Source organism: Micromonospora sp. DT81.3 (assembly GCF_049847225.1).
GTDB lineage: Bacteria > Actinomycetota > Actinomycetes > Actinomycetales > Microbacteriaceae > Microbacterium.
In genome coordinates, this window is record NZ_JBNCNY010000002.1 from 379,676 (window position 1) to 403,341 (window position 23,666).

Consider the following 23,666-nt stretch of genomic DNA (forward strand, 5'->3'; position numbering starts at 1 on the left):
AGTCGATCACTTCGACTCGCTCCGCTCGCTCAGTACAGGCATCAGGCTCCTCCGGTATCGGTCGTGAATGCGTCAGTCGAAGCGGCGCCGACATCGCGCGCGAGAAGGTCGTGCACGCTCTCGCCGCGCACGATGACCCGCGCCTCACCGTCGCGGATGGCGATGACGGGCGGGCGGGGCACGTAGTTGTAGTTGCTCGCGAGCGAGTAGCAGTAGGCGCCGGTGGCGGGCACGGCGAGCAGGTCGCCCGGGGTGACATCGCCCGGCAGATACTCCGCGTCGACGACGATGTCGCCCGATTCGCAATGCCGGCCGACGACCCGCGCGAGGGCGGCCTCGGCATCCGAGGTGCGAGAGGCGAGGCGAGCGGAGAAATCCGCCCCGTACAGCGCGTGGCGCGCGTTGTCGCTCATGCCGCCGTCGACGCTGACGTAGATGCGCTGAGCGCCGGCGCCGACCTCGACGGGCTTGACGGTGCCCACCTCGTAGAGCGTGATCCCCGGAGGTCCGACGATGATGCGCCCCGGCTCGAACGCGAGGGCGGGCAGCGGGATGCCGCGCACCGCGCACTCGGCGGCCACGACATCCACGATCCCCTCGGCGAGCTCCTCGATCGGCGTGGGGTCATCGGCGGATGTGTAGGCGATGCCGAAGCCGCCCCCGAGGTTCAGGACGGGGATGTCGCCGCCGTCGAGCAGCAGCGCGTGCAGCTCGAGCAGACGCGAGGCGGACTCACGGAACCCGGCCGTGCCGAAGATCTGCGATCCGATGTGGCAGTGCAGGCCTACGAACTCCAGACCAGGCAGCTGCCGCACCCGCGCGACGGCACCCACGGCGCTCTCGAGCGTGAACCCGAACTTCTGGTCCTCGTGCGCGGTGGCGAGGAAGTCGTGGGTCTCGGCGTGGACGCCGCTGTTGACGCGCACGAGCACGCTCTGACGGATGCCGCGGCGCTCGGCGATCGCCGAGAGCCGCTCGATCTCGATCGCGCTGTCGAGCACGATCGAGCCGATGCCGGCGTCCACGGCCCGCTCGAGCTCCCGTACCGTCTTGTTGTTGCCGTGGAAGCCGAGGCGCGCTGCGTCCACGCCCGCGGCGAGCGCGACGGCGAGCTCTCCCTCGGTGCAGACATCGACCCAGAGGCCCTCCTCGCTCACCCAGCGCGCGGCCTCCGTGGAGAGGAACGCCTTGCCGGCGTAGTAGATCCTTGCGCGGGTGCCGTGCTTCTCCGCGGCCGCGCCGAACGCGTCCAGGACTCGGCGCGCCCTGGCGCGCACTTCGGCCTCGTCCACGACGTAGAGGGGCGTGCCGAATGTGTCGCGCAGGCGGAGGGCGCTCACCCCGCCGATGTGGAGCACGCCCTCCCCATCCCGCTCGGCGGATTGCGGCCAGACCCCGGGCGCCAGCGCGTTCGCGTCGGCCGGCCGGACGAGCCAATCCGGGGCGAGCGGTGCGGGAGCGGACAACAGGAACCAATCGTGGGTGGGTGCTTCGGCGCGAGATGTCTGACACAGGACGGGCCGGGCTGCCGGCCCGAGCTCAGCGGGTGTGCCGCGGCAGCGGGGGACTCACGCGCCGGGCGTTTTCCAGAAGTCTAGGGCACGCGCCGCGGGCCTCACTCGCATGTTCCGAGCGCCTGCAGCGCGGGGTCATCCACGATGCCGCCGTCGATGTCGAGGTCTGCGACCACCGTCTCCCCCTCCACCGTGATGTCCACGAGCGTGGCTCCCGCGGGGAGGTACTCCGCGATGCAGACCGTCCAGTCGCGCAGCACCGCATCGGCGATCCCACCGAAGCGGGAGCGCAGGTCATCGGCCGAGAGCTGTGCTCCCGCGAGGTCCAGTCTCGCCGGGGTGAGCACGATGTCGCCGTCGACGGCCGACGGCTCCAGCGCCACGCCGACGGGGACGGCGAGGCCGAACACGTTCAGCTCCACCGACATCGCGACATTCGGCTCGGCGAGCGAGACCGTCTCGGCGGGAAAACCCTCCACCGTGGCGAGCAGGGCGCGCAGCTGCTCCTCGTCGAACGTCGCGGTGGCCGTCGCACCGTCGGCCGGACCGCCCCGCAGCGGGATGCCGGTGGCATGGACGACCACGTCGCCGGTGATCGAGGGGCTCAGCGTGACGTCGTCGGAGGACACCGTCACATCGTCGAGGCTTCCGGCGATGAGCTGCGGCACCACCGACCCCGCGACCGCCACCTCCACGTCTTCGGGGGCCAGCGAGAGCCGGTTGGCGACCTCGCTCTGGATGGTGCTGGTGACGAGCGAGCGCGCGATGAACTCGGCGGCGAACCAGAGGACGATCGCGAGCACCACGACGATCACCAGGGCGAGGATCCAGCCCCACCGGCGCTTGCGCCGGCGCTTCGGCTCCGCGGCCGCGCCCGGCGCCGAGAGCACCCACTGCGCCTGCGGATCTGGCAGCGGCTGCGTCGGCTGGGTGTCGCCCGACACGCTCACATCCGTTCCGGTGCCGCGACGCCGAGCAGATCCAGTCCGTTGCGCAGCACCTGGCCCGTCGCGTCGTTCAGCCAGAGGCGGGTGCGGTGCACGGCCTCGACCGGGTCGTCGCTGAGAGGGATGATGCGGCACAGGTCGTACCAGCGGTGATAGAGCCCCGCCAGCTCTTCGAGATACCGGGCGATGCGGTGCGGTTCGCGCACTTCGGCCGCGAAGGCCACCGTGCGGGGGAACTCCTGCAGTGCCCCGAGCAGCGCAGACTCCGTCTCATGGACGAGCAGCTCCGGGGCGAACTCGCTGCGGTCGACCCCGGAGGCGCCCGCGTTGCGCGCGACGTTGTGCGTCCGCGCGTGCGCGTACTGCACGTAGAACACGGGGTTGTCGTTCGTGCGCTTCTGCAGCAGCTCGGGGTCGAGCGTCAGCGGAGAGTCAGCCGGGTACCGCGCGAGCGAGTAGCGGAGGGCATCCGTCCCGAGCCATTCGCGCAGGTCGTCGAGCTCGATGATGTTGCCCGCCCGCTTGCTGAGGCGCGCGCCGTTGATCGACACCAGCTGGCCGATGAGCACCTCGATGTCGGCGTCGGGGTCATCGCCCGCCGCACCGGCGAGGGCCTTCAGCCGATGCACGTAGCCATGGTGGTCGGCGCCGAGCAGGTAGATCTTGTGCCGGAAGCCGCGATCGCCCTTGTTCAGGTAGTACGCCGCGTCGGCGGCGAAGTAGGTGTAGACGCCGTTGGCCCGGCGGATGACGCGATCGCGGTCATCGCCGAAGTCGGTGGTGCGCACCCACACGGCGCCCTCGTCGTCGTAGACGTGCCCCTGCTCGCGCAGGCGATCGACCGCCTCATCGACGAGGCTGCGGCCCGAGGCATCCGGAGTCTGCAGTGCGAGCTCCGAGAACCACACGTCGAAGTGCACGTTGAACTTCTCGAGAGATTCGCGGATCTCGCCCAGCTGCAGCTCGTAGGCGCGCGCCGTCACACGCGCGAGAAGCTCGTCGCCCTCGAGCGTCAGGATGTCGGGCTCGGCCGCGCGCACCCGCTCGGCCAGCACCTGGATGTACTCGCCGGGGTAGCCGTCCTCGGGGGTGGGCTCGCCGCGGAGCGCGGCGAGCACGGAGCCGCCGAAGCGCTCCATCTGCGCGCCGGCGTCGTTGATGTAGAACTCACGGACGATCGTCGCGCCCGACGCGGCGAGCACGCGGCCGATCGAGTCCCCGAGGGCCGCCCACCGGGTGTGCCCGATGTGGAGCGGTCCGGTGGGGTTCGCGCTGACGAACTCCAGGTTGATGGAGGCGCCGCGCTGCGTCTCGTTCGCGCCGAATGCGGCACCGGCCTCGACGATCTGCTTGGCCAGGAGGCCGGCGGCCGCCGCCTCGAGCCGGATGTTGATGAAACCAGGGCCCGCCACCTCGACGGAGGCGATGCCCGGCGTCTGTCCGAGCCCTCCGGCGATCTCCGCGGCCAGCTCCCGCGGGTTCGTCCCGAGGCTCCTCGCCAGCTTCATCGCGATGTTGGTCGCCCAGTCGCCGTGATCGCGATTCCTGGGGCGTTCCAGCGTGATGTCGGAGGCGACGATCCCGAGCGGCTCACCGGGGCGTCGCTGCTCGGCGATCGGGGTGACGACGGCGAGCAGGGAGGCGGTGAGGTTGTCCGGATTCATAACCGAACCAGTCTACGGGCGGGCCGCTCGCGCCCGAGACGGTCCCGAGGGTCGCGGTGTCAGGCGAGCTGGACGAGCGTCTCGAGGTCGTCGGCCGCGGCATCCGAGATCTCGAACCCCTCTTCGCCCCCGACCCACGCGTCGACCCGGAGGTGCTGCAGCCCCACGTTGCCGCCGTGGTAGCTGAGGAACGCGCAGTCGGCGGCATCCCGGCCGGTCGCGATGCGCACCAGGGAACGGCGGTTCGCCAGGCGGGTCGCATCGATCACGTACCAGGAGCCGTCGAGGTAGGCCTCGGCGACGGCGTGGAAGTCCATCGGCTGCAAGCCCGGCGCGTAGCAGGCGGCGTAGCGGGCGGGCACATCCATCGCGCGCAGCAGGGCGATGACGACGTGGGCGTAGTCGCGGCAGACACCCTGGCCCGTCATGAGGGTCGTCACGGCGCTGTCGGTGCCGAGGCTCAGTCCCGGGGTGTAGGTGATGCTCGACGAGGCGAACGCCGAGACGGCGGTGATCAGCTCCTGGCCCTGAATGCCGCGGAACTGCCGACGCGCCTGGGAGAACACCTCGTCGGACTGGCAGTACCGGCTCGGACGCAGATAGGTGATCGCCTCGAGGTCGCTGGTGTGCGTCGTTCCCGCCTGTCCTTCGACGGTGGCCTGGTAGCGCACCTGGAGCGGCCCGGCCTCGCCCGTGAGGCGGTGCAGGCGGCTGCCGGACTGGTCGACGATCTCGGTCGGGGTGTACACGCGATCGCCCGAGACGAAGGTGAGCTGCTCCGTCACCACCGGCATCGACTGGGCGGCGGTGAGCGAGAAGATGAGGTCGATCGACCCCCCTAGCTGGAGGTCCATCTCGGCGGTCACGACGCGTTGCACCGGGATATCCTCGCACGCCGGATCCACGGCCGAGAACGGTTGTGCGGAGCGTGATCCCGGAGCCCCCGTTCCCCAGTTTCACCTGTGGGTTTCCGCAGGTGAGGGCGGCCGGCGGCGCACGCATTCGACGGGGGCGGGATCGTCGTTTACCCTCGGTGCATGACCTCGCCCGAACGGGGCCGCTCCGCGCGGCGCCCATGGCCGCTCGCGGCCGTCGCCGTGGCGATCGCGCTGGTCTGCGCATTCGCGGCGTGGAGGCCATGGACGCCGGCGGTCGATGTCGCGCCGGTCGACATCGCGGCGGGCGAAAAGGTGACCGCCGTTCTCGCCCCGGCCGCGCTGAGCCTCCCCGACGAGCCTCGCGTACTGATCTTCGGTGACTCCTGGACCTTCGGCTCCGCCGCGAGCGCCCCGGACCTGGGCTACGCCTACGCGCTGGGCCGCAGCCTCGGCTGGGAGAGCATCGTGAACGGCGTGCGCGGCAGCGGCTACCTCAAGCCGGGACTCGACGGCGGCACCTTCGGCGAGCGCATCGCGGCCCTGGACCCGGCGCTCGATCCCGACCTCGTGATCCTGCAGGGATCGATCAACGATCGGGCGCAGGGGGCCGATGGCTATCGGGCGGCCGTGACCGCCGCGTGGGACGCTGTGGCGGCGCTGTACCCGGACACGCCGATCGTGATCCTCGGTCCCGCACCGCAGGCGCTTCCCGTGCAGGCCGCGACCCAGCGCATCGACCGCGATCTCGGGGAACTCGCCGCCGCGCGCGGCTGGTGGTACATCTCACCCCTGGCGGAGGACTGGATCACCGAGGCCAACTACGCCGCCGTGATCGACTCGTCGCCGATCGGCCGGAACCATCCGTCGACGGCAGGACACGAGTATCTGGCGAGCCGGCTGGCGGAGCACCTCTTGGCCCTCTCGGTGACGGCGGATGCCGCGGCCGAGGTGCCTGCCGGAGGCTGACCCGCGCGGCGGTCGGAGCGGGCCGGGTAGCGGGCGCCCGCTCCGCGCTTGGCCAGCGACTTCGCCGAAAAAGAAATCCCAGGCCGTGGCCTGGGATTTCAGTGGTGCCCCCGACAGGAATCGAACCTGCGACCTTTGATACCGGAAACCAACGCTCTATCCCCTGAGCTACGGAGGCGCACCGATCGAGGTTATCACCGCCGCGCGGTCTGCTCCGCACCGGGCCGGGTGTTGCCGTCCCTTCCGAGCGCCGCGAGAATCTCCAGCTCTTCCGTCCGGCTGAGCCCCGACCGTCGATCGCGATCCAGACCGCGCGCCCGCTCATCCTCGAGGGTCGCGAGCAGGGTCTCGCGCAGGGATCGGATCTGTCCGCCGGCACGGTCGTAGGCGGCATGGGAGCGGCGGGCGAAGCCCGCCATCTCCGCAGGGAGCGACAGGGGCAGCGAACGGGGACCCGACCAGTGCGCGACACCCAGGTCGCCGAGCTCGGCCGCGGACGCCTCGACGAACTCCCCCGAAAAGCCCGCGATACCCGCCAGCGCGAAGCGCGACGGCCAGTAGCCGACCACCGAGGTGCTCGGGGCGAAAATCCTGATCGTCGCGGACATGAGGAACGCCCTCGGCCGGAGCCGGGGGCGTTCATCAGTGCGATGTTAGGTTTCTGTTTCCCGTTCCCTTGCGGGTTCTTCTGTTCCCGTTTTCTCTTCGCACGCAACAAGATACTCCGCTGGGCTCGTTCGTCAAGACCCTCCCGAGAACTGATGTCACCCTGAACCTGAGAGTGAGATCCGACGCCCTCGCAAGTGCGCCGACGGGTGTGCTCAGACCAGGAAGAGCCCGTCCAGCGCCCCCGGGTTGTGGGCGTGCACGAGCACAAGGAAGACGACGGCGTCGAAGAGCAGATGCACCGTCACGACGTACGCGAGCGATCGCGTCCGAACGAAGATGTAGCCCTGCAGGAGTGCGAACGGGATCGTGAGCAGCGGGCCCCATGCCTGGTAGCCGAGCTCCCACAGGAAGGAGACGAAGACGATCGCCTGGAGGATGTTCGCCTGCCACATCGGGAAGTGCCGGCGGAGGAGTGCGAGCACGGTGCAGATGAAGAACAGCTCGTCCCAGATCCCCACGGCGCCGACGCCGACGAAGAGGCGGGCGATCAGCTCCGGCGAGTCGACCACCGGCCAGTTCATGTAGACCCCGGAGGTGATGAAGTAGAAGGGCAGGATCAGCCACCCCAGCCCCAGCACCGCCACCAGCCACGCCCACTGGAACCGGGTCCACCGGCCGCCGCCACGCCAGGGGAATCGCGTCGCGTAGTCGCGGAACGCGAACCGCGAGAGCACGTAGGGAACGACGACAGCGCCGCCGAGGGCGAGGGTGAAGCGCAGCATCGCGAAGTTGTCGAGCTCGGCCTTCAGCGGGATGGAGCTGACGATCAGCATGCCGAGCGCGATCAGCCCGAGGTCGCGGACGAGGTTCGGGCCGGGGCCCGTCACGCGTTCGGCGAGCGATCCCGTGCCGAGACCCAGGGCGACCAGCATCCCGACACCCAGCAGCAGGTAGCCCGCCCACGCGACCTGGATGCCGAAGAAGGCGACCGCGGCCGCGCACACGAGGAAGGCGGGGATGAGCGCGGTCGACCAGGCGGGCCGCACGGCGGTATCGGGGGCGGCGGGCACGTGTTCAGTCTGTCAGGGGATGCGCGATCTCATCCCGCGGCATCCGCGCGGCGAAGATCGCGATGATGCCGAAGAGCAGCGGCAGGATGCCGGCGGCGATGAAGATCGTCTGAATCGAGAGCACCTCCGAGAGCGGCCCGGCGAGTGCCATGGAGAGCGGCATGAGCGCCAGCGAGACGAAGAAGTCGAGGCTCGACACGCGGCCCAGCATGTGCCGCGGCACGCGCCGCTGCAGCAGCGTGCCCCAGATGACGTTGCCGTAGCTGAACCCGAAGCCGATCAGGAAGCACGAGGCGAGCAGCAGCCAGTACTGGTCGGTGATGCCGATCACGATGAAGGGCAGCGTGCTGACGCCCCACACCAGGTTCATGGTCGTGAGGTAGCGCCGGGGCAGCTTGCGGGAGGACACGACGATCGAGCCGACGACGCCGCCGGCGCCGTAGACGGCGAGGAGGAATCCGAACCATCGGGGGTCCTCGCCGATCCGCTCGCGCGTGAGGAACGGCAGCAGCACCTCCTCCGGGCCGACGGCGACGAGCACCCACATCGTCGCGTAGAGAAGCGTCCAGAGCAGCCACGGAGTGCGGACGGTGAACAGCACCGCCTCGCGGAGGTCGGAGAACACCCCGTTCCCCGACTGCTCGGCCGCGGCATCGCCTGTGGGCGGGGGCTCCGGCCGCAGGAACAGCAGCAGCACGAACGCCGCACCATGCGCGATGGCGATGACCGTCGCCGCCTGGGACGGGAGGAGCGCGGCGAGCAGCATGCCGGCGGCGGCCGGCCCGGCGGCCTGCTGGAGCGCGGGCCGGATGGCGCCCTCGAGTCCGTTGGCGGCGAGCAGCTGACCGGGCGGGAGGATGCGGGGCAGGAAGGCGCTGTAGGCCGGGAAGAAGAAGCCGGCACCGGCGCCGAGGACGAACGCCACCACGACGAGCTGAGGGATGCCGACGGGTGCGAACATGCCGACCACCACGATGGACGTGATCGCCAGGAAATTGACGAGCTCCACCACCCTCACGATCAGCCGCCTCGAGACGCGGTCGGCGACGATGCCGCCGGGGATGGCGCACAGCAGCAGGCCGGTGGCGTTCGACGCCGCGACGAGCGAGAGGTCGAGCGGCCCGCCGCCCGCGTCGATCACGGCATAGACCATGACGACCGCCCACATGCCGGCCGCGAAGACCGAGAGCACGACCGCGCTGAAGAGCATCCGAAAGTCGCGGTGCCCGAGCGGGCGCAGAACGCGCAGCCGATCGGGGGACGCGGACGTGGGTTGCGGGTCGGCGTCCGGGGTGCCGTGGGTGCGGTCGAGGGGGCTGCCGGTCACGGGCGGGGCTTCCGCCGGTACGTCAGATCGCGGATGTCACGCCCCTTGGCGGCGCCCTTGCGCTCGAACGCGGTGCGGACCCGCCCGTCGAAGCGCGGAGCCCAGTCGCCCTCGAAGCCCCGCTCGAGATCGGGCGCGGCATCCAGCACGTCCCGCATCTGCAGGGCGTAGTCCTCCCAGTCGGTGGCCAGCCGGACGACTCCCCCGTCCCGGAGGGCGCCCGCGACGATGTCGCCGAACGGCGGCTTCACCAGCCGTCGCTTGGTGTGCTTGTTCTTGTGCCACGGGTCTGGGAAGAAGACCCAGACCTCGTCGGCCGCACCGTCGGGGAGCAGCGTCTCGAGCACCTCGGGCGCGTTCGCCTCGATCAGCCGCAGGTTGCGGACGCCTGCGCGCTCCGCATCCAGCATCGTGCGCGCCAGGCCGGCCCGGAACACGTCGACCGCCAGGAAGTCGTCGCCAGGGCGGGATGTCGCGGCATGGATGATCGCGTGGCCCTGTCCGGAGCCGATCTCGACGATGAGCGGCGCGTCGCGCCCGTACGTCGCCCGATGATCGAGGCGGGCGTCCGGGTGCACGGAGGTGGCAGCCAGGGAGCGCGGGGGGACGAGCATGTAGAACTCGGAGTGAACGGCGAAGGCGCGCTCCTGGGCCTCCGACATCCGTCCGCTCCGCCGAACGAACGACACGGGTTGCTCACGGAAGGAGGACGGTGGGACTTCGGCGGACACCTCCCCAGGCTACGGCGTGCGGCAGACAGGCTCAGCAGCGGTGTGCGGCCCTGCGGCGGCTCTGGGCTGGCCACTCCTGCCCCGCCGAGCCTGCGCGCGGCACGCGCTCAGGCCGTGACGTAGTCGATGAGCTCCTCGACGCGGCCCAGCAGCGCGGGCTCGATATCCCGGTACGTCGACACGGAGGCGAGCACTCGCTGCCAGGCGCGCGCCTTGTCGGCCGGAGTGGAGTGCGGCCAGCCGAGCGCCCGGCAGACCCCGGTCTTCCAGTCGGTCCCCCTGGGAACCTCCGGCCACCGCTCGATGCCGAGCGCGCGCGGCGTCACGCACTGCCAGACGTCGACGAACGGGTGACCCACGATCTTGAGGTGACGACCGTGCGGGCCGCCCTCGACCGCCGCGGCCATCCGCGACTCCTTGGAACCGGGCACCAGGTGGTCCACGAGCACCCCGTACCGGCGCTCCGCCGACGGCGGCTCGTCGCGCAGCAGATCATCGAGCAGGTCGATGCCCTGCAGGTATTCGACGACGACTCCCTCCACGCGCAGGTCGTGGCCCCAGACCTTCTCCACGAGCTCGGCATCGTGGCGGCCCTCCACCAGGATGCGGCTCGGACGCGCCGTGCGGGCACGGCCGTCCGCGACGGCGAACGACCCCGACGCGGTGCGCGCCGGAGTGGATGCCGCGGCCTTCGCCGGCACCGCAAGCACGACGGGCCGGCCATCGATCAGGAACCCGGGACCGACGGGGAAGAGACGCTTCTTGCCGCGGCGATCCTCGAGTTCGACGAGGCGCCCGTCCGTCCGGGTCACCGCCCCGCAGAATCCGTCCTCGGCGACCTCGACGACGAGGTCTCGCGTTGCCAGCACCGTTGGCGGCTTCTTGTGCGCCGCCTCGCGCCACCCCGGCGCCAGCACATCGGAGCCATACCTGTCATCCATCGAACCTCCTGCGGCCGCCCAGCCTAGGCTCCGGGGCTCGCGGCGACGGCGAGGCGCGCGGGATCGAGGTGACCTGCCCCGGCCGGGCACGCGGCCTACCGCCTCATGCGCCCGGATGCATAGACTCGAAGCGAGGGCGACCCGTCGCCCGGATGGAGGGGGTGGCGCCATGCGAGCGCGTGGGTCGATGACGCTCGCGGCCGGTCTCACGGTTCTGCTGTCGGTGACGGCCCTTCCTGCTTCGGCGACCGACCCGGTGCAGCTGAGCACGGGCTATGTCTTCGACGACGTCGACGTCCTGACCCCCGCGGAGGAAGCCGAGGCGGACGCGCGCCTGCAGCAGCTGCGCACCGGCACCGGCATCGACCTCTGGGTCGTGTTCGTCGACGAGTTCACCAATCCCGCCAGCGCAGAGGACTGGGCGACCGAGACGGCGCTGGCGAACGGGCTCGGTCCGACGCAGTACCTGATGGCGGTCGCGACCGACGGCCGCCAGTTCTACATCTCCGGCGACAGCGAGGGACCGGTGTCCTCCGAGCAGCTCGGCCGCATCGAGCAGCAGCAGGTGCAGCCGGCGCTGGCGAACGAGGACTGGAGCGGTGCGGTGGATGCCGCGGCGGCGGGTTTCGAGGATGCGGCCGGAGGCGGCGGCGGGATACCCGGCGCCGGAGGCGGGGGCGCGGGGAGCGGTCTCTTCACCGGCATCCTCTGGCTCGTCGTGATCGGGCTCGGGGTTCTCCTCGTCGTGTGGCTGGTGATACGCAGCCGTCGCAAGAAGACCCAGCCGGCGGTCGCCGGTCAGGCAGCGCCGGCGGTCGAGCAGATCAGCGTGGAAGACCTGGCGCGGCAGGCGGGTTCGGCCCTCGTGCAGACGGATGACGCGGTGCGGACGAGCGAGGAGGAACTGGGCTTCGCCAAGGCGCAGTTCGGCGATGAGGCCACGCGGGAGTTCGAAGCCGCTCTCGCGACGGCGAAGCAGAATCTCACCCAGGCGTTCTCGCTGCAGCAGCAGCTGGATGATGCGACACCGGAGTCGGAGGAGCAGGTGCGCGCGTGGAACGCACAGATCATCCAGCTCTGCGCCGACGCGAACGCCGGGCTAGACGAGAAGGCCGCGGCCTTCGACGAGCTGCGCAAGCTGGAGCAGAACGCGCCGGAGGCGCTGGCACGGGTGCAGGAGGATCGAGCGGCGGTCGGCGCAGCGCTCGGCCCTGCCGAGACCGCCCTGGCCGGCCTCGCCCAGCGCTACTCCCCCGACGCACTGGCCACCGTGGCCGACAACCCTCAGCAGGCGCGGTCGCGTCTGGCATTCGCCGATCAACAGCTGACCGAGGCACAGCGCGACATCGGCGCGGGCAGGGGCGGCGAGGCCGCCGTCGGCATCCGTGCGGCGGAAGAGGCGGTCGCTCAGGCCCGGATGCTCGAAGCCGCGATCGACAAACTCGGGGCCGACCTCGCAGAAGGCGAGACTCGCGCCACGGCGCTGATCGCCGAACTCGAGCAGGACGTGGCGACGGCATCCGCTCTGCCCGACCCCGACGGCCGGCTCGCCGGTGTGATCGCGGCGACGCGCCAGCAGGTCGATCAGGCGCGCACACACCTCGCGGGGCCCGCTCGCCGGCCGCTCGTCGCGCTGCAGAGCCTGGAGGCCGCGAACGCGCAGATCGACTCGTGGATCCAGGGCGTCCGGGATGCCGCGGCGCAGGCGCAGCGCGCCCAGCAGATGCTCGGGCAGACGATGCTCCAGGCGCAGGCCCAGGTGTCGGCGGCCGAGGACTACATCGTCGCCAGACGCGGCGCCATCGGCGCCGAGGCGCGCACCCGGCTGGCCGAAGCAGGAGCCTCCCTCGTGCAGGCGCAGCAGCTGCAGGTCTCCGATCCGCAGCAGGCTCTGGGGCTCGCTCAGCGCGCGGCCCAGCTGGCCGGGCACGCGATCCAGTACGCCCAGCAGGATGTCAGCGCCTTCGAGAACCAGGGTGGCGGCATGTTCGGCGGAGGCGGCGGGGGAGGCGGACGCGGCGGCGGTGACATGATGGGCGCGGTGCTCGGCGGACTCGTGATCAACTCGCTGCTCGGGGGTGGCCTCGGCGGCGGCGGACGCGGTGGCGGCGGCTTCGGCGGCATGTTCGGCGGAGGCGGGGGCGGGGGCGGTCGCATGAGCCCCGGCAGCTTCGGCGGGGGCGGCACGCGGGGTCGCCGCGGCGGAGGTCGCTTCTGAGCCGGCCGGGCGGTCCGACATCCGCCTTCCCCCCATTGACCAATCGGAACAGATCTGACATCTCGATAGAAAGGAACCAGTAATGATGGCAAAGCAGTCCATCTTCGGCCGCATCTCCACCCTCCTCCGGGCGAACGTCAACGCGATGATCGACCAGGCCGAGGATCCCCAGAAGATGCTCGATCAGCTCGTTCGCGACTACACGAACAACATCGCCGACGCCGAGTCGGCGATCGCCGAGACGATCGGCAATCTTCGTCTGCTCGAGCGCGACCACCAGGAGGACGTGCAGGCAGCGGCCGAGTGGGGCAACAAGGCCCTCGCCGCCAGTCGCAAGGCCGACCAGCTGCGCGGCAGCGGCAACACCGCCGATGCCGACAAGTTCGACAACCTCGCCAAGATCGCGCTGCAGCGTCAGATCAGCAGCGAGAGCGAGGCGCGAACCGCCGAGCCTACGATCGCCTCGCAGACCGAGGTCGTCGACAAGCTCAAGGACGGCCTCAACGGCATGAAGCAGAAGCTCGACCAGCTGAAGAGCAAGCGCAGCGAACTGCTCGCGCGCGCCAAGACCGCCGAGGCGCAGATCAAGGTGCACGACGCGGTCAAGTCGATCGACGTGCTCGACCCGACCAGCGAACTCGGCCGCTTCGAAGACAAGATCCGCCGGCAGGAGTCCCTCGCCGCCGGCAAGCAGGAGCTCGCCGCGTCCAGCCTCGATGCTCAGTTCAACAGTCTCGAGGACATGGGCGAGCTGACCGAGGTGGAGGCGCGTCTCGCGGCTCTCAAGTCGGGAACCGCACCGGCGCAGGCGGCGATCGACGCGCCGAGCGCCCCCTACACGCCGTAGGGCGATCCGCTGGATGCCGGGCGCCGGCCCGCCGCTCGACGAGCGGCCGGGGAGGCGCCCGGCCCCTTCCCCGGGCATGGCGCACCCGTTGCCGCGTGGAACGACACGGCGGTCCTGAGGCAGGATGGGCGAATGACCCGTTTCCTCGTCGTCCCCCAGTGGCAGGGCAGCCCGTCGGCCCGCGCCATGCAGCTCATCGACGGCGCCAACGCCATCGCCGGCGACCTGCCACGATCGGCGACGACCGTGCTGGATGTGCCGATGGAGGCCGGCGAGTCCCTCGGCACCGGCGTCCATCGGCTGAGCGCACTGCTGCGAACCAAGGCGCTCGTCGACGAGGCGCTCGCACCGCAGTTCGAGCCCGTGCTGCTGATCGGCGGCGACTGCGGCATCTCGCTCGGAGGCATCGCGCACACCGCCCGCGCGCACGACGATCTTGCGGTCGTCTGGTTCGACGCCCACCCCGACCTGCACGGCCCCGAGACATCCACATCCGGCGCCTTCGGCGGCATGGTGCTGCGTGCGGTGCTGGGAGATGGGGTCGACGGCCTGTCGCTCGAACCGGGAACCGTGCTGCCGTCCCGCGTGGTGCTCGCGGGAGCGCGCTCTTTCGATGACGCCGAGCAGGAGTATGCCCAAGGGCGGCAGCTCAGGGAGCTCGCCCCCGCGGCACTCGCCGAACCCGGTGCCCTCGCGGAGGCGGTGCGAACAAGCGGCGCCCGCAGCGTCTTCGTGCACGTGGACCTGGATGTGCTGGATCCCTCGGAGATCTCGGGAGTGACATCCGCCCAGCCCTTCGGCGTCTCGCTGGTCGACCTCCTGGCCTCGATCGCCTCACTCCGCGCGCAGGTGCCCCTCGTCGGCGCGGCGATCACCGGGTTCTCTCCCTCATCGCCCACCGCCGCGATCGAGGACCTCGGCACCATCCTCCGCGTCGTCGGAGCGCTCGCGTGAGCCCCGCGCCTCCCCCGGCCGGCTGGCGGGCGGCGGCCGCGACCGCCGTGGCGAGGAGCCAGAGGATCGAGCGCATCATCCCGCCCGCGCTGCTCGACTCACCGATCAGTCGCCTCGGCTACTGGTACGGGTCCGCGGTGGGGTGGGTGTGGGGCTCGATCTGGAGCACCGGACGCATCGAGCGCCGCCACGGGCTGTGGGTCTTCCGCGGCATGCCGCGCTGGGCGTTCCCGCGGGGTGGAGTGTGCGTCGGCGGATGCTTCCTGACCGGCGACGGCGCTCCGGCCGCGACCGATCGGGTGCTGGCGCACGAGGCCGTGCACAAGCGCCAGTGGCAGCGGTACGGCATCCTCATGCCCCTGCTCTACACGCTCTCCGGCCGAGACCCGCTGCGCAACCGGTTCGAGATCGAGGCCGGACTCGCGGACGGCAACTACGTCCCGCGCGGAACGTAGCGGGCGCGACCGGAGCCTCCCCGGCCGCGCCCGTCGTCACGACGCGTTGCTTCGCGGCGTCACTTGTTCGGGTAGAGGTATGCGTTGCACCCTTCCTCGCCGAACGGCAGGACCACCTGCGCCGCCCCGTGCACGCTGAACATATCGCGCGCCTCCTTGGGGATCTGGCCCCAGTTCTGTGTCACACCGGGCTCCGGCGGCTGAGTGCCGTCGAAGTCCTCGAGACCCGAGAACGCGCAGAGCGAGCGGGCATTCTCCCCCGCCGGGGTCTCACCACCGTTGCCGCCGATCTCGCCCGCGAAAGCACCGCCGGCCGAACCGAAGACAAGCGCGGCCCCCACCGCAACCCCCCACAGAATCTTCCTACGCATATTCCTCCCCTTCCCAGATGGATGGCGAGCATCATCGCTCGTCGGCGGACATGCAACTCCTCTTTCGGGTCGCGCACAAGAGAGGGCCCGGTGGCGGACACATCGAATCCACGGGTCCGACCGAGCTTCGGCACTCGCGCCGCTCGATCGTGAGCGCGGTCACCAGCCGAAGCGCCGCCGAACTGTCAGCGCGCGGTCAGGAGCCCGAAGCGCTCCGGGGTGTGGATGGCGTCCGCGGCGACCCCGCACGCGGTCGTGAGGTGGTCGACGATGTCGGCAGTGCCGAGATAGCCGCCCAGCAGGAAGATGCGGGTGTGGTCCTCCTCGTTGCACAGCATCTCGTCGGCCCACGCCGTGACAGCACGGGACAGGGCGACGCCCGGCGCGCAGCCGCGAGCGGTGCCCGGTGCCCCGGATCGACGGGAGCGATCAAGCCAGGTGACTGTCATGCGGGCAGGGGCGTGCAGCTCGACGATGTCGGCGCCCTCCGGCACCTCGACGAAGAGGCGCCCGGTCGAGCAGATCGGAAGCGTGGCGAGCAGGACCTCGAGCTCTGCGAGCGAGTGCTCGTCGGCCGTGATGAGGTGCTGCACACGCGTGTGACGCGCGGACCGGCAGGCCGCGGCGTTGTGCTCGGGAAGGTTCGTCATGACGGTCCAACTATACCGCGAGAATAGGGTTGCCTAACCTTGCCTGACTTCACGCGTCATCGACGAGGATCCGTCGGAGCGCGTGGAGCTCGGTGTCGGTCAGGCCCAGGGCACGCAGATAGGCGGTCGGCGACCCGTATCGATCCGTCAGGTATGCCAGCAGTTCCCGCATCACTGCGGCCGGCGAGCGCGTCGCGAGCTCCTCGAGATTCACGGCTTCCGGATGCAGCGAGGAGAGCATGCGCACGATGTCGCGGTTGCGCCACTCCGGCAGCATGCCCTCTGTGCGTGCGTAGTCCGCGATCACGGCCTCCTCGTCGACGCCGGCCGCCACGAGGGCGAGTGCCACCGTCACGCCGGTGCGGTCCTTGCCGACCGTGCAGTGCACCAGCACCGGCTGGTCGGCGAGGAGTCCACGGATGACCTCGAGAACCCGAGCGCCGGACTCATCCACCAGCGCGCGGTACATCTGCCTCAGCGACGTGTCGCGCTCGAAGAACGACGCGACGGAACCAAGGAACAGCGGCACGCGCACCGTCTCGACCTCGAGAGCCTCGACGCGGCTCGGAGCGTGGAGCACCTCCTCGTCCGCACGCAGATCGATGATGCGGCGGATGGCGAGGGCCCGGAGCGCCTCGACACCCTCCTCCTCGAGGTGCGCGAGATTGCCCGAGCGGTACAGCACGCCGGGGCGCGTGGTGCCATTCCCCGCGGAAAGGCCCCCGGTGTCGCGGAAGTTGACCGCACCGGGAATGAGCGAGCCGAGCGCGTCGCCCGTCATGACTCGGACCGCGGCGGCACCGGATATCGACCGGCGATCGCGACGCGGTTGAAGGCATTGATCGAGACGCAGATCCAGCTCAGCGCGACGTACTCCTTCTCGCTGAGCACGCCGCCCACGCGGTCGTACACGTCGTCGGGGATGCCCCCTCGGTGAATGAAGGTGAAGGCCTCCGCCAGTTCGAGACCCGCTCGCTCGCGGTCGCTGAAGACGCCGGAGTCGCGCCAGGTCGGCAGCTGGCCGATCTCGTCGACGGTCACTCCTGCGGCGAGCGCCCGATCGACGTGGATCCGCACGCAGAACGCGCATCCGTTGAGCTGCGAGACGTGCAGCATCACGTACTCCTTCAGCCGGACATCGATCCCGTTTGCCTTCGCGATCCCGTGGACGGCCTTGGTGAAGGCTTCGAGCGTCTTGTAGGCCTCCGGCTCGGACCGGGAGAGATGAACGCGCGTCTCGGTCATGACTCCAGCCTAGGGTCCGGTGCGGCAGGCGGGAACGAGCGGCGACGGCTGTCCCAATGACCCGCTCGCCCGTGAACATAGCTTCGAGAAATGCAGAATGCTGAATCAAGAACCTAATAACTGGCAGATCGCTAATCCAAACTGCGGCTGCGCTGTGCACCCTGAAACTCGATTACGCATGCGCTCCGAAATGGGCGGACAATGAAGCGTCCCCGACCGCCACACCAGGAGTACGCGCGTGAGCACAGGCACGTCCGCCACGGACACCTTCGATGAGTTCTCGTTCCTGCCCGAGCAGGCGCGCGAACTCGGGGGCGGGCACCCCGTCCCCTCGGGCGAGCGCGTCACGCTCACTCTCGAGGACGGACGCGCCCTCAGCGCGCTGCGCTACGGCACCGGATCACCGGTGGTCACCTTCCTGCACGGAGCCGGCCTCAACGCGCACACCTGGGACACGACGATCCTCGCTCTGGGGCTCCCCGCCCTCGCGATCGACCTGCCGGGACACGGCGACTCGTCGTGGCGCTCGGACATCGACTATTCGCCTCGCACGCTCGCACCGGATGTCGCCGCCGGCATCGCGGCGTGGACCGACGTGCCGCAGCTGCTGGTCGGGCAGTCCCTGGGCGGCCTGACGGCCGCCTCCATCGCGGCATCCCGCCCCGAGCTGGTGCGCGAGGTGCTGGTCATCGACATCACGCCCGGGATCGACACGTCGGCGGGTCCGTCGCAGCTGCGGGAGTTCTTCGCGGGGCCGACGGATTGGGCGACGCGCGAAGAACTCGTGGAACGGGCCCTCGCATTCGGCCTCGGGGGATCGCGCCGCGCGGCCGAACGCGGCGTGTACTTCAACTCCCGCGTGCGAGAGGACGGCCGGGTCGAATGGAAGCACCACTTCGCCCATCTCGCGGCCGCAGCCCTTGCCCCGGCCGATCCCTCCGCCGACGGCGAGACCGCCGTCGAGGCACCGGCCGCACCGCCGACCCTCGGCCCCACCGGCTGGGAAGACCTGTCGCAGGTCGCGGTGCCGATCACGCTTGTCCGCGGCGATCAGGGATACGTCTCCCGAGCCGACGCCGAAGAATTCGCGCGTCACCTGCCGCGGGCGGCCGTGACCACGCTGGCAGCCGGGCACAACGTGCAGGAGTACGCTCCCGGCGAACTCGCGGCGCTCATCCGCGCGGCATCCGACGATTCGGGGAACGCCTGATGCCCTTCCGACGTTCTCTGTAACGCCCAGACCCTCCCAGACCCCCACCCCTAGGCTGAATCCCGCACCGAGCGCCCGCCGTGACTCCGGACAGAATCCGGAGAACGCGGCTCCCGAAAGGAAAACCCACATGCTCCGCCGCACCGCCTTCCTCGCCACCGCCGCCGCGGCAGCGCTCATCCTCAGCGCGTGCTCCGGCACGCCGGAGGCCGCGCCGACCGAGACGGGCGCGCCCGATCCGGATGCGTCGCTCACCGTTGGGCTGGTTCTCGAACCGGACAATCTTGACATCCGCCACACCAGTGGTGCGGCGCTCGAGCAGGTACTGGTGGACAACGTGTACCAGGGGCTCGTCACCCGCACGGAGGACAACGAGATCGTCCCCGCTCTCGCGAGCGACTTCGAGGTGTCGGACGACGGCCTGACCTACACCTTCACGCTCAACGAGGGGGTGACCTTCCAGAACGGCGAACCGCTCGTCGTGGAGGACGTCGTGACGTCGCTCACCCAGGTGAAGGACGACGCGACGATCGTCGGCCACGACGAATTCGCCGGCGTCGCCTCGATCACCTCTCCCGACCCCGCCACCGTGGTGATCACGCTCACGGAGCCGAACCAGAACTTCCTCTTCACGCTGACCAGCCCCGCGGGACTCGTCTTCAAGGCCGGAGACACCACCGACCTGCAGACCGATGCCAACGGAACAGGGCCGTTCTCCCTCGAGCGGTGGAGCCAGGGCGACAGCCTCACCTTCCTCCGCAACGACGCGTACTGGGGCGGGGCGCCCCAGGTCGCCGAGGTCGTCTTCCAGTACATCCCCGACTTCACCGCCGGCGTCAACGCGGCCCTCGACGGAAGCCTCGACGTGCTGACGGCCGTAGACCCGAACCTGGCGCCGCAGCTCGAGGGCACCGACTTCGCGCTGACCCAGGGTAAGACGACGGACAAGGGGACGCTCGCCTTCAACAACGCCAAGGCGCCGCTCGATGACGTCAAGGTGCGCGAGGCGCTGCGCCTGGCTATCGACCACGAAGCCCTGGTGGAGGCGCTCGGTGCCGGCTCGACGATGTACGGTCCGATCCCCGAGCTCGACCCCGGCTACGAAGACCTCTCCGACGTCGTCAGCTACGACCCCGAGCGCGCCAAGGAGCTGCTCGCCGAGGCGGGGGCCGAGGATCTCGAGCTGACCTTGACGATCCCCTCGTTCTACGGCACGACCGTGCCGCAGGTGCTCGTCTCCAACTTCGACGACATCGGCGTCACCCTCACCGTCGAATCCGTCGAGTTCGCCACCTGGCTGCAGGACGTCTACACCAACAAGGACTACGACCTGAGCTTCGTGCTGCACGTCGAGCCGCGCGACTTCGCCAACTTCGCGAACCCCGAGTACTACTTCAACTACGACAACCCCGAGGTGCAGGCGCTGTACGCCGAGGCGATGGCGACGGTCGACCCGGACGAGTCGGCTGAGCTGCTGGCCGAGGCCGCGCGCCTCGTCTCGGAGGACCACGCCGCGGACTGGCTGTACAACGGCGCGACGATCACGGCCGTGGGCCCCGGGGTCGACGGATTCCCCGTCGACTCGATCAACTCGCGCATCAACCTGGCCGAAGTGACGGTCTCGAGGTAACGGTGTCGCCGGAGTGATCCGCTACGCGCTGACGAGGCTGGCCCTGCTGGTGGTGGGGCTGTTCGTGGCCAGCGTGCTGATCTTCCTGGCACTGAGGGTGCTGCCGGGCGACGTCGCGCAGCTCATCGCCGGCACCCAGGGCACCCCGGAACAGGTCGCCGCCATCCGCGAGCGTCTGGGCCTGAACCAGCCGCTCCCGGCGCAGTACTTCGACTGGATCGGCGGGGTGCTCCGGGGTGACCTCGGATCGTCCATGCTGACCGGCTCGTCGGTGGCGACGGAGCTCGCCCAGAAGGCCCAGGTCACCGTGCCGCTCGGCATGATGGCCCTCGGAATCGCCATCGTGTTCAGCGTGCCGCTCGGGGTGCTCTCGGCGATGCGACGAGGGCGCGGTGACGGCACCGCGCTATCTGTAGGCGCTCAGGGCCTGGCCGCTGTGCCGGTGGTGTGGGCCGGGATGATGCTCGTCGTGGTGTTCTCGGTGTGGCTCGGGTGGCTTCCCGCCCAGGGCTTCCCCCGCACGGCGTGGTCGACGCCGTGGCTCGCCTTCACGTCGCTCCTGCTGCCCGCACTCACGATCGGCATCGTCGAGGGGGCGATGCTGATGCGCTTCGTGCGCAGCGCAACCCTGCAGGCCGTCGGGCAGGACTACGTGCGCACCGCCGCCGCGAAGGGGCTGACGCGCAACCAGGCGCTGATCCGGCACGGGCTGCCGAACGTCGGACTCTCGGTCATCACGGTGCTCGGGCTGCAGGTCGCGGGCATCATCGTCGGCGCGGTCGTCATCGAGCAGCTCTTCACCCTTCCCGGAATCGGGCGGATGCTGGTGCAGGATGTCGGTGCCCGCGACCTGGTGAAGGTGCAGGGCGAGCTGCTCGTCCTGACGGGGTTCGTGCTCGTGGTCGGCTTCGTGGTCGATCTGCTGCACCGGGTGATCGATCCGCGGCAGAGGGAGTCATCGTGAACCGCTGGCTGTGGCTGCGGCGCCTGTGGGGGCTCTCCACGGGCCGGTTCGGGCTGATCGTCGTGGCGGTGGTGCTCGTCACCGCCGTTGTCGCCACGTTCTGGACGCCGTTCGACCCCCGCTCCGTCGAACTGGCCAACCGATGGGCGCTGCCCGGATGGCCGCATCTGATGGGCACCGACGGGTCCGGCCGCGACATCCTGAGCCTGATCATCGCCGGGTCGCGCACGACGGTGTTCGTCGCCGTGGGCGCCGGGCTGATCGCGACGTTCTTCGGCGTGCTGTTCGCCGCCCTGGGCGCCCTGACCGCGCGGTGGGTGCGGGAGACGGTGGCGGTGTTCATCGACATCCTGATCGCGTTCCCCGTGCTGATCATCGCGATGATGATCGCCTCGGTGTGGGGCGGATCACTCTGGGTCGTGATCTGGGCCGTGGGCATCGGCTTCGGCGTGAACATCGCCCGCGTGACGCGGCCGGAGCTGCGCCGCGTGCTGGGGAGCGAATTCGTGCTCGCCGGTCGCGCATCGGGGCTCTCCCCCGCCCAGAATCTCTGGCGGCACCTCATGCCCAACGTGGCACCGGTGTTCATCGTGCAGCTGTCGTGGTCCATGGCCGTCGCCGTGCTGGCCGAGGCGGGGCTGTCATATCTCGGCTTCGGCGCGTCCGTCACCGAGGCGTCGTGGGGTCTGCTGCTCGCCGATCTGCAGCGCTACATCGCCCTCTACCCCCTCTCGGTGATCTGGCCCGGGCTCGCGATCACGTTCACGGTGCTGGGGCTCAATCTGCTCGGCGACGCCCTGCGCGAGGCCACCGACCCGACCCTCTCGCGGGGGAAGGACCCCCTGCACCCCCCTCGAGGCTCGATCCGCCACGTGCCCGAGGTGGTCGCATGAGCCTCGAGGTGCGGGACCTCACCATCGACATCGACGGGCGGCGCGTCGTCGACGGGATCTCGTTCGAGGTGCCGGACGGGGCGCGCGTGGGGCTGATCGGCGAGTCGGGGTCTGGCAAGTCGCTGACGGCCCTCGCGCTCCTCGGACTGCTTCCGGACGGCGCGACAGCGGGCGGAAGCGTCCGGTGGAACGGCACGGAGCTGATCGGGATGCCGGATGCCGAGCTGGCCGCGCTCCGAGGCGACGAGATCGGGATCGTCTTCCAGGAGCCGCGGACGGCCCTCAACCCGATCCGCACCGTCGGACGGCAGATCGCCGAGTCGATCCGCATCCACAACGACGTGTCGAAGGCGGAGGCCCGGGAGCGCGCCGTCGCGGCCGCCGAGCGCGTCTCGCTCCCCGACCCGGCCGCGCTCGTCCGGCGCTACCCGCATCAGCTCTCCGGCGGCCAGCGGCAGCGCGTCGCCATCGCGATCGCCCTGGCGTGCTCTCCGCGGCTGCTGATCGCCGACGAACCGACCACGGCGCTGGATGTGACCATCCAGGCCGAGATCCTCGAGCTGCTGCTCTCGCTCGTCCAGGGTGCCGGCATGTCCCTGGTCTTCATCACGCACGACCTCGCGGTGCTGTCCCAGATCGCGACGCGCGGCGTGGTGCTCGAGCACGGCCGAGTGGTCGAGGAAGGACCGGTGCAGCAGCTGCTGACCTCCCCGCAGTCGGCCATCACCCGCGGACTGCTCCGCGACGCGACGGCAACCCTCTGGCGCCCGGGCGGTGCGGCATGAGCGCGCTTCTGACCGGTCGGAGCCTGACGCGGCGCTACCCCATGCCCAAGGACTCGCTGTTCGAGAGGAAGCGGTTCACGACCGCGCTCGAGAACGCCGACATCGAGGTCGCCGAAGGTCAGGCGGTCGGCATCATCGGCGAATCCGGCTCGGGAAAGTCGACGCTGGTGCGACTGCTCCTCGCCCTGGACACGCCCACCGAGGGGACGGTCGAATTCGACGGGCGACCGGTGGATGCCGCGGCGAGCGCCCGCGCGCTGCATTGGCTGCGCCGCCAGACCGGCATCGTGTTCCAGGACCCGTACGCGTCCCTCGATCCTCGAATGAGCATTGGACGCATCATCGGCGAGCCGGTGTGGGCGCTCGACATCCCCGGCGACCGCAGGGCCCGTGTGCGTGAGGTGCTGGAGGACGTCGGGCTCGAGGCGTCGATGGCCGACCGCTTCCCGCACGAGTTCTCTGGCGGCCAGCGTCAGCGCATCGCACTGGCACGCGCCCTGGCCCACCGACCGCGGGTGCTCGTCGGCGACGAGCCACTGTCGGCGCTCGATGTCACCGTGCGCGCCCAAATACTCGAGCTGCTCGGCGAGCTGCGGGAGCGGGACGGCCTCACCCTGGTGATGGTGTCGCACGACATCGGGGTCGTACAGAACCTCTGCGATCAGGTCGTCGTCATGAAGGACGGCCGCGTCATCGAACGAGGGCCGACGGATGCCGTGCTGCTCGCTCCCGGCGAGGAGTACACGCGGCGACTGCTGGCCTCAATCCCGGTGATCGAGACCGGGCCCGTCTGACGC

General features: G+C 70.3%; 24 protein-coding genes and 1 tRNA gene. 11 read left to right on the plus strand and 14 right to left on the minus strand.

The window, feature by feature from the left end; all coding sequences use genetic code 11:
* Positions 1 to 41: 41 nt before the first annotated feature.
* The 4 genes from lysA to ACPW96_RS06055 form a co-directional block, all read right to left on the minus strand.
* The gene (gene lysA, locus ACPW96_RS06040; RefSeq protein WP_425882349.1) at positions 42 to 1,466 is read right to left on the minus strand and encodes a diaminopimelate decarboxylase; all 1,425 of its coding nucleotides are present in this window, start codon (positions 1,464 to 1,466) and stop codon (positions 42 to 44) included.
* A 149-nt stretch (positions 1,467 to 1,615) separates the two neighbouring features.
* Positions 1,616 to 2,458, minus strand: coding sequence for a DUF2993 domain-containing protein (locus ACPW96_RS06045; protein WP_425817355.1), 843 nt, complete (start codon positions 2,456 to 2,458; stop codon positions 1,616 to 1,618).
* Between the two features lie 2 nt (positions 2,459 to 2,460).
* A complete protein-coding gene (locus tag ACPW96_RS06050; RefSeq protein WP_425882350.1) occupies positions 2,461 to 4,125 on the minus strand; it encodes an arginine--tRNA ligase in 1,665 nt (554 codons plus the stop codon).
* Positions 4,126 to 4,184: 59 nt separating this feature from the next.
* A complete protein-coding gene (locus tag ACPW96_RS06055; RefSeq protein ID WP_425882351.1) occupies positions 4,185 to 5,003 on the minus strand; it encodes a transglutaminase-like domain-containing protein in 819 nt (272 codons plus the stop codon).
* 159 nt (positions 5,004 to 5,162) lie between these two features.
* On the opposite strand from ACPW96_RS06055, the gene ACPW96_RS06060 reads away from it, so the two are divergent.
* Positions 5,163 to 5,969, plus strand: a complete 807-nt coding sequence (locus ACPW96_RS06060) for an SGNH/GDSL hydrolase family protein (protein ID WP_425882352.1) — start codon at positions 5,163 to 5,165, stop codon at positions 5,967 to 5,969.
* Positions 5,970 to 6,071: 102 nt separating this feature from the next.
* On the opposite strand, the gene ACPW96_RS06065 is transcribed toward ACPW96_RS06060, so the two are convergent.
* The 6 genes from ACPW96_RS06065 to ACPW96_RS06090 form a co-directional block, all read right to left on the minus strand.
* Positions 6,072 to 6,147, minus strand: a tRNA-Arg gene (locus tag ACPW96_RS06065).
* A gap of 16 nt (positions 6,148 to 6,163) precedes the next feature.
* Positions 6,164 to 6,577: a hypothetical protein gene (locus ACPW96_RS06070; RefSeq protein ID WP_425882353.1), complete on the minus strand. Its 414-nt coding sequence runs from the start codon at positions 6,575 to 6,577 to the stop codon at positions 6,164 to 6,166.
* A 213-nt stretch (positions 6,578 to 6,790) separates the two neighbouring features.
* A complete protein-coding gene (locus ACPW96_RS06075; RefSeq protein WP_425817345.1) occupies positions 6,791 to 7,648 on the minus strand; it encodes a CPBP family intramembrane glutamic endopeptidase in 858 nt (285 codons plus the stop codon).
* Positions 7,649 to 7,652: 4 nt separating this feature from the next.
* Positions 7,653 to 8,897 (minus strand): MFS transporter, encoded by a 1,245-nt coding sequence (locus ACPW96_RS06080; protein ID WP_425818591.1) that lies wholly within the window; start codon positions 8,895 to 8,897, stop codon positions 7,653 to 7,655.
* A 74-nt stretch (positions 8,898 to 8,971) separates the two neighbouring features.
* Complete coding sequence (gene trmB / locus ACPW96_RS06085) at positions 8,972 to 9,706, minus strand: tRNA (guanosine(46)-N7)-methyltransferase TrmB (protein ID WP_425882354.1); 735 nt, start codon at positions 9,704 to 9,706, stop codon at positions 8,972 to 8,974.
* A 107-nt stretch (positions 9,707 to 9,813) separates the two neighbouring features.
* On the minus strand, positions 9,814 to 10,647 hold the full coding sequence (locus tag ACPW96_RS06090; RefSeq protein WP_425882355.1) for a DUF3097 domain-containing protein: 834 nt from the start codon (positions 10,645 to 10,647) through the stop codon (positions 9,814 to 9,816).
* A 187-nt stretch (positions 10,648 to 10,834) separates the two neighbouring features.
* On the opposite strand from ACPW96_RS06090, the gene ACPW96_RS06095 reads away from it, so the two are divergent.
* The 4 genes from ACPW96_RS06095 (at position 10,835) to ACPW96_RS06110 (ending at position 15,121) form a co-directional block, all read left to right on the plus strand.
* Positions 10,835 to 12,865, plus strand: a complete 2,031-nt coding sequence (locus ACPW96_RS06095) for a TPM domain-containing protein (RefSeq protein ID WP_425882356.1) — start codon at positions 10,835 to 10,837, stop codon at positions 12,863 to 12,865.
* A gap of 82 nt (positions 12,866 to 12,947) precedes the next feature.
* Positions 12,948 to 13,712: a PspA/IM30 family protein gene (locus ACPW96_RS06100; protein ID WP_425882357.1), complete on the plus strand. Its 765-nt coding sequence runs from the start codon at positions 12,948 to 12,950 to the stop codon at positions 13,710 to 13,712.
* 132 nt (positions 13,713 to 13,844) lie between these two features.
* Positions 13,845 to 14,666, plus strand: coding sequence for an arginase family protein (locus tag ACPW96_RS06105; protein ID WP_425817339.1), 822 nt, complete (start codon positions 13,845 to 13,847; stop codon positions 14,664 to 14,666).
* Positions 14,663 to 15,121, plus strand: a complete 459-nt coding sequence (locus ACPW96_RS06110) for a Fe-S oxidoreductase (protein ID WP_425817337.1) — start codon at positions 14,663 to 14,665, stop codon at positions 15,119 to 15,121. The genes ACPW96_RS06105 and ACPW96_RS06110 overlap by 4 nt, the downstream gene beginning before the upstream one ends.
* A 59-nt stretch (positions 15,122 to 15,180) precedes the next feature.
* Here the strand turns inward: ACPW96_RS06110 and ACPW96_RS06115 are convergent, their stop codons facing one another.
* The 4 genes from ACPW96_RS06115 to ACPW96_RS06130 all read right to left on the minus strand — a co-directional run bounded on the left by ACPW96_RS06115 (position 15,181) and on the right by ACPW96_RS06130 (position 17,387).
* Positions 15,181 to 15,492 carry a hypothetical protein gene (locus ACPW96_RS06115; protein WP_425882358.1) on the minus strand — a complete coding sequence of 104 codons (312 nt, stop codon included), beginning with the start codon at positions 15,490 to 15,492 and terminating at the stop codon, positions 15,181 to 15,183.
* A 185-nt stretch (positions 15,493 to 15,677) separates the two neighbouring features.
* Positions 15,678 to 16,142: an SIP domain-containing protein gene (locus ACPW96_RS06120; protein WP_425882359.1), complete on the minus strand. Its 465-nt coding sequence runs from the start codon at positions 16,140 to 16,142 to the stop codon at positions 15,678 to 15,680.
* Between the two features lie 49 nt (positions 16,143 to 16,191).
* Positions 16,192 to 16,923 carry a tyrosine-protein phosphatase gene (locus ACPW96_RS06125; protein WP_425817331.1) on the minus strand — a complete coding sequence of 244 codons (732 nt, stop codon included), beginning with the start codon at positions 16,921 to 16,923 and terminating at the stop codon, positions 16,192 to 16,194.
* Positions 16,920 to 17,387 (minus strand): carboxymuconolactone decarboxylase family protein, encoded by a 468-nt coding sequence (locus ACPW96_RS06130; protein WP_425882360.1) that lies wholly within the window; start codon positions 17,385 to 17,387, stop codon positions 16,920 to 16,922. The genes ACPW96_RS06125 and ACPW96_RS06130 overlap by 4 nt, the downstream gene beginning before the upstream one ends.
* A gap of 238 nt (positions 17,388 to 17,625) precedes the next feature.
* On the opposite strand from ACPW96_RS06130, the gene ACPW96_RS06135 reads away from it, so the two are divergent.
* The 6 genes from ACPW96_RS06135 to ACPW96_RS06160 all read left to right on the plus strand — a co-directional run bounded on the left by ACPW96_RS06135 (position 17,626) and on the right by ACPW96_RS06160 (position 23,663).
* Positions 17,626 to 18,597: an alpha/beta fold hydrolase gene (locus tag ACPW96_RS06135; RefSeq protein ID WP_425882361.1), complete on the plus strand. Its 972-nt coding sequence runs from the start codon at positions 17,626 to 17,628 to the stop codon at positions 18,595 to 18,597.
* Between the two features lie 130 nt (positions 18,598 to 18,727).
* Positions 18,728 to 20,227, plus strand: coding sequence for an ABC transporter substrate-binding protein (locus tag ACPW96_RS06140; protein ID WP_425882362.1), 1,500 nt, complete (start codon positions 18,728 to 18,730; stop codon positions 20,225 to 20,227).
* A gap of 13 nt (positions 20,228 to 20,240) precedes the next feature.
* Positions 20,241 to 21,191, plus strand: a complete 951-nt coding sequence (locus ACPW96_RS06145) for an ABC transporter permease (protein ID WP_425882363.1) — start codon at positions 20,241 to 20,243, stop codon at positions 21,189 to 21,191.
* On the plus strand, positions 21,188 to 22,084 hold the full coding sequence (locus ACPW96_RS06150) for an ABC transporter permease (protein ID WP_425817321.1): 897 nt from the start codon (positions 21,188 to 21,190) through the stop codon (positions 22,082 to 22,084). Before ACPW96_RS06145 ends, ACPW96_RS06150 begins: the two co-directional genes overlap by 4 nt.
* Positions 22,081 to 22,869 carry an ABC transporter ATP-binding protein gene (locus ACPW96_RS06155; protein WP_425817319.1) on the plus strand — a complete coding sequence of 263 codons (789 nt, stop codon included), beginning with the start codon at positions 22,081 to 22,083 and terminating at the stop codon, positions 22,867 to 22,869. Before ACPW96_RS06150 ends, ACPW96_RS06155 begins: the two co-directional genes overlap by 4 nt.
* Positions 22,866 to 23,663: an ABC transporter ATP-binding protein gene (locus ACPW96_RS06160; protein ID WP_425882364.1), complete on the plus strand. Its 798-nt coding sequence runs from the start codon at positions 22,866 to 22,868 to the stop codon at positions 23,661 to 23,663. The genes ACPW96_RS06155 and ACPW96_RS06160 overlap by 4 nt, the downstream gene beginning before the upstream one ends.
* The last annotated feature ends 3 nt before the right edge of the window (positions 23,664 to 23,666 follow it).

Excerpts from the sequence above, each read along its gene's own strand:
- ACPW96_RS06050 (WP_425882350.1), bottom strand. The coding sequence starts at position 4,125 with ATGAATCCGGACAACCTCACCGCCTCCCTGCTCGCCGTCGTCACCCCG.
- ACPW96_RS06060 (WP_425882352.1), top strand. The coding sequence starts at position 5,163 with ATGACCTCGCCCGAACGGGGCCGCTCCGCGCGGCGCCCATGGCCGCTC.
- ACPW96_RS06070 (WP_425882353.1), bottom strand. The coding sequence starts at position 6,577 with ATGTCCGCGACGATCAGGATTTTCGCCCCGAGCACCTCGGTGGTCGGC.
- ACPW96_RS06090 (WP_425882355.1), bottom strand. The coding sequence starts at position 10,647 with ATGGATGACAGGTATGGCTCCGATGTGCTGGCGCCGGGGTGGCGCGAG.
- ACPW96_RS06095 (WP_425882356.1), top strand. The coding sequence starts at position 10,835 with ATGACGCTCGCGGCCGGTCTCACGGTTCTGCTGTCGGTGACGGCCCTT.
- ACPW96_RS06100 (WP_425882357.1), top strand. The coding sequence starts at position 12,948 with ATGATGGCAAAGCAGTCCATCTTCGGCCGCATCTCCACCCTCCTCCGG.
- ACPW96_RS06105 (WP_425817339.1), top strand. The coding sequence starts at position 13,845 with ATGACCCGTTTCCTCGTCGTCCCCCAGTGGCAGGGCAGCCCGTCGGCC.
- ACPW96_RS06115 (WP_425882358.1), bottom strand. The coding sequence starts at position 15,492 with ATGCGTAGGAAGATTCTGTGGGGGGTTGCGGTGGGGGCCGCGCTTGTC.
- ACPW96_RS06120 (WP_425882359.1), bottom strand. The coding sequence starts at position 16,142 with ATGACGAACCTTCCCGAGCACAACGCCGCGGCCTGCCGGTCCGCGCGT.
- ACPW96_RS06125 (WP_425817331.1), bottom strand. The coding sequence starts at position 16,923 with ATGACGGGCGACGCGCTCGGCTCGCTCATTCCCGGTGCGGTCAACTTC.
- ACPW96_RS06130 (WP_425882360.1), bottom strand. The coding sequence starts at position 17,387 with ATGACCGAGACGCGCGTTCATCTCTCCCGGTCCGAGCCGGAGGCCTAC.
- ACPW96_RS06140 (WP_425882362.1), top strand. The coding sequence starts at position 18,728 with ATGCTCCGCCGCACCGCCTTCCTCGCCACCGCCGCCGCGGCAGCGCTC.
- ACPW96_RS06155 (WP_425817319.1), top strand. The coding sequence starts at position 22,081 with ATGAGCCTCGAGGTGCGGGACCTCACCATCGACATCGACGGGCGGCGC.
- ACPW96_RS06160 (WP_425882364.1), top strand. The coding sequence starts at position 22,866 with ATGAGCGCGCTTCTGACCGGTCGGAGCCTGACGCGGCGCTACCCCATG.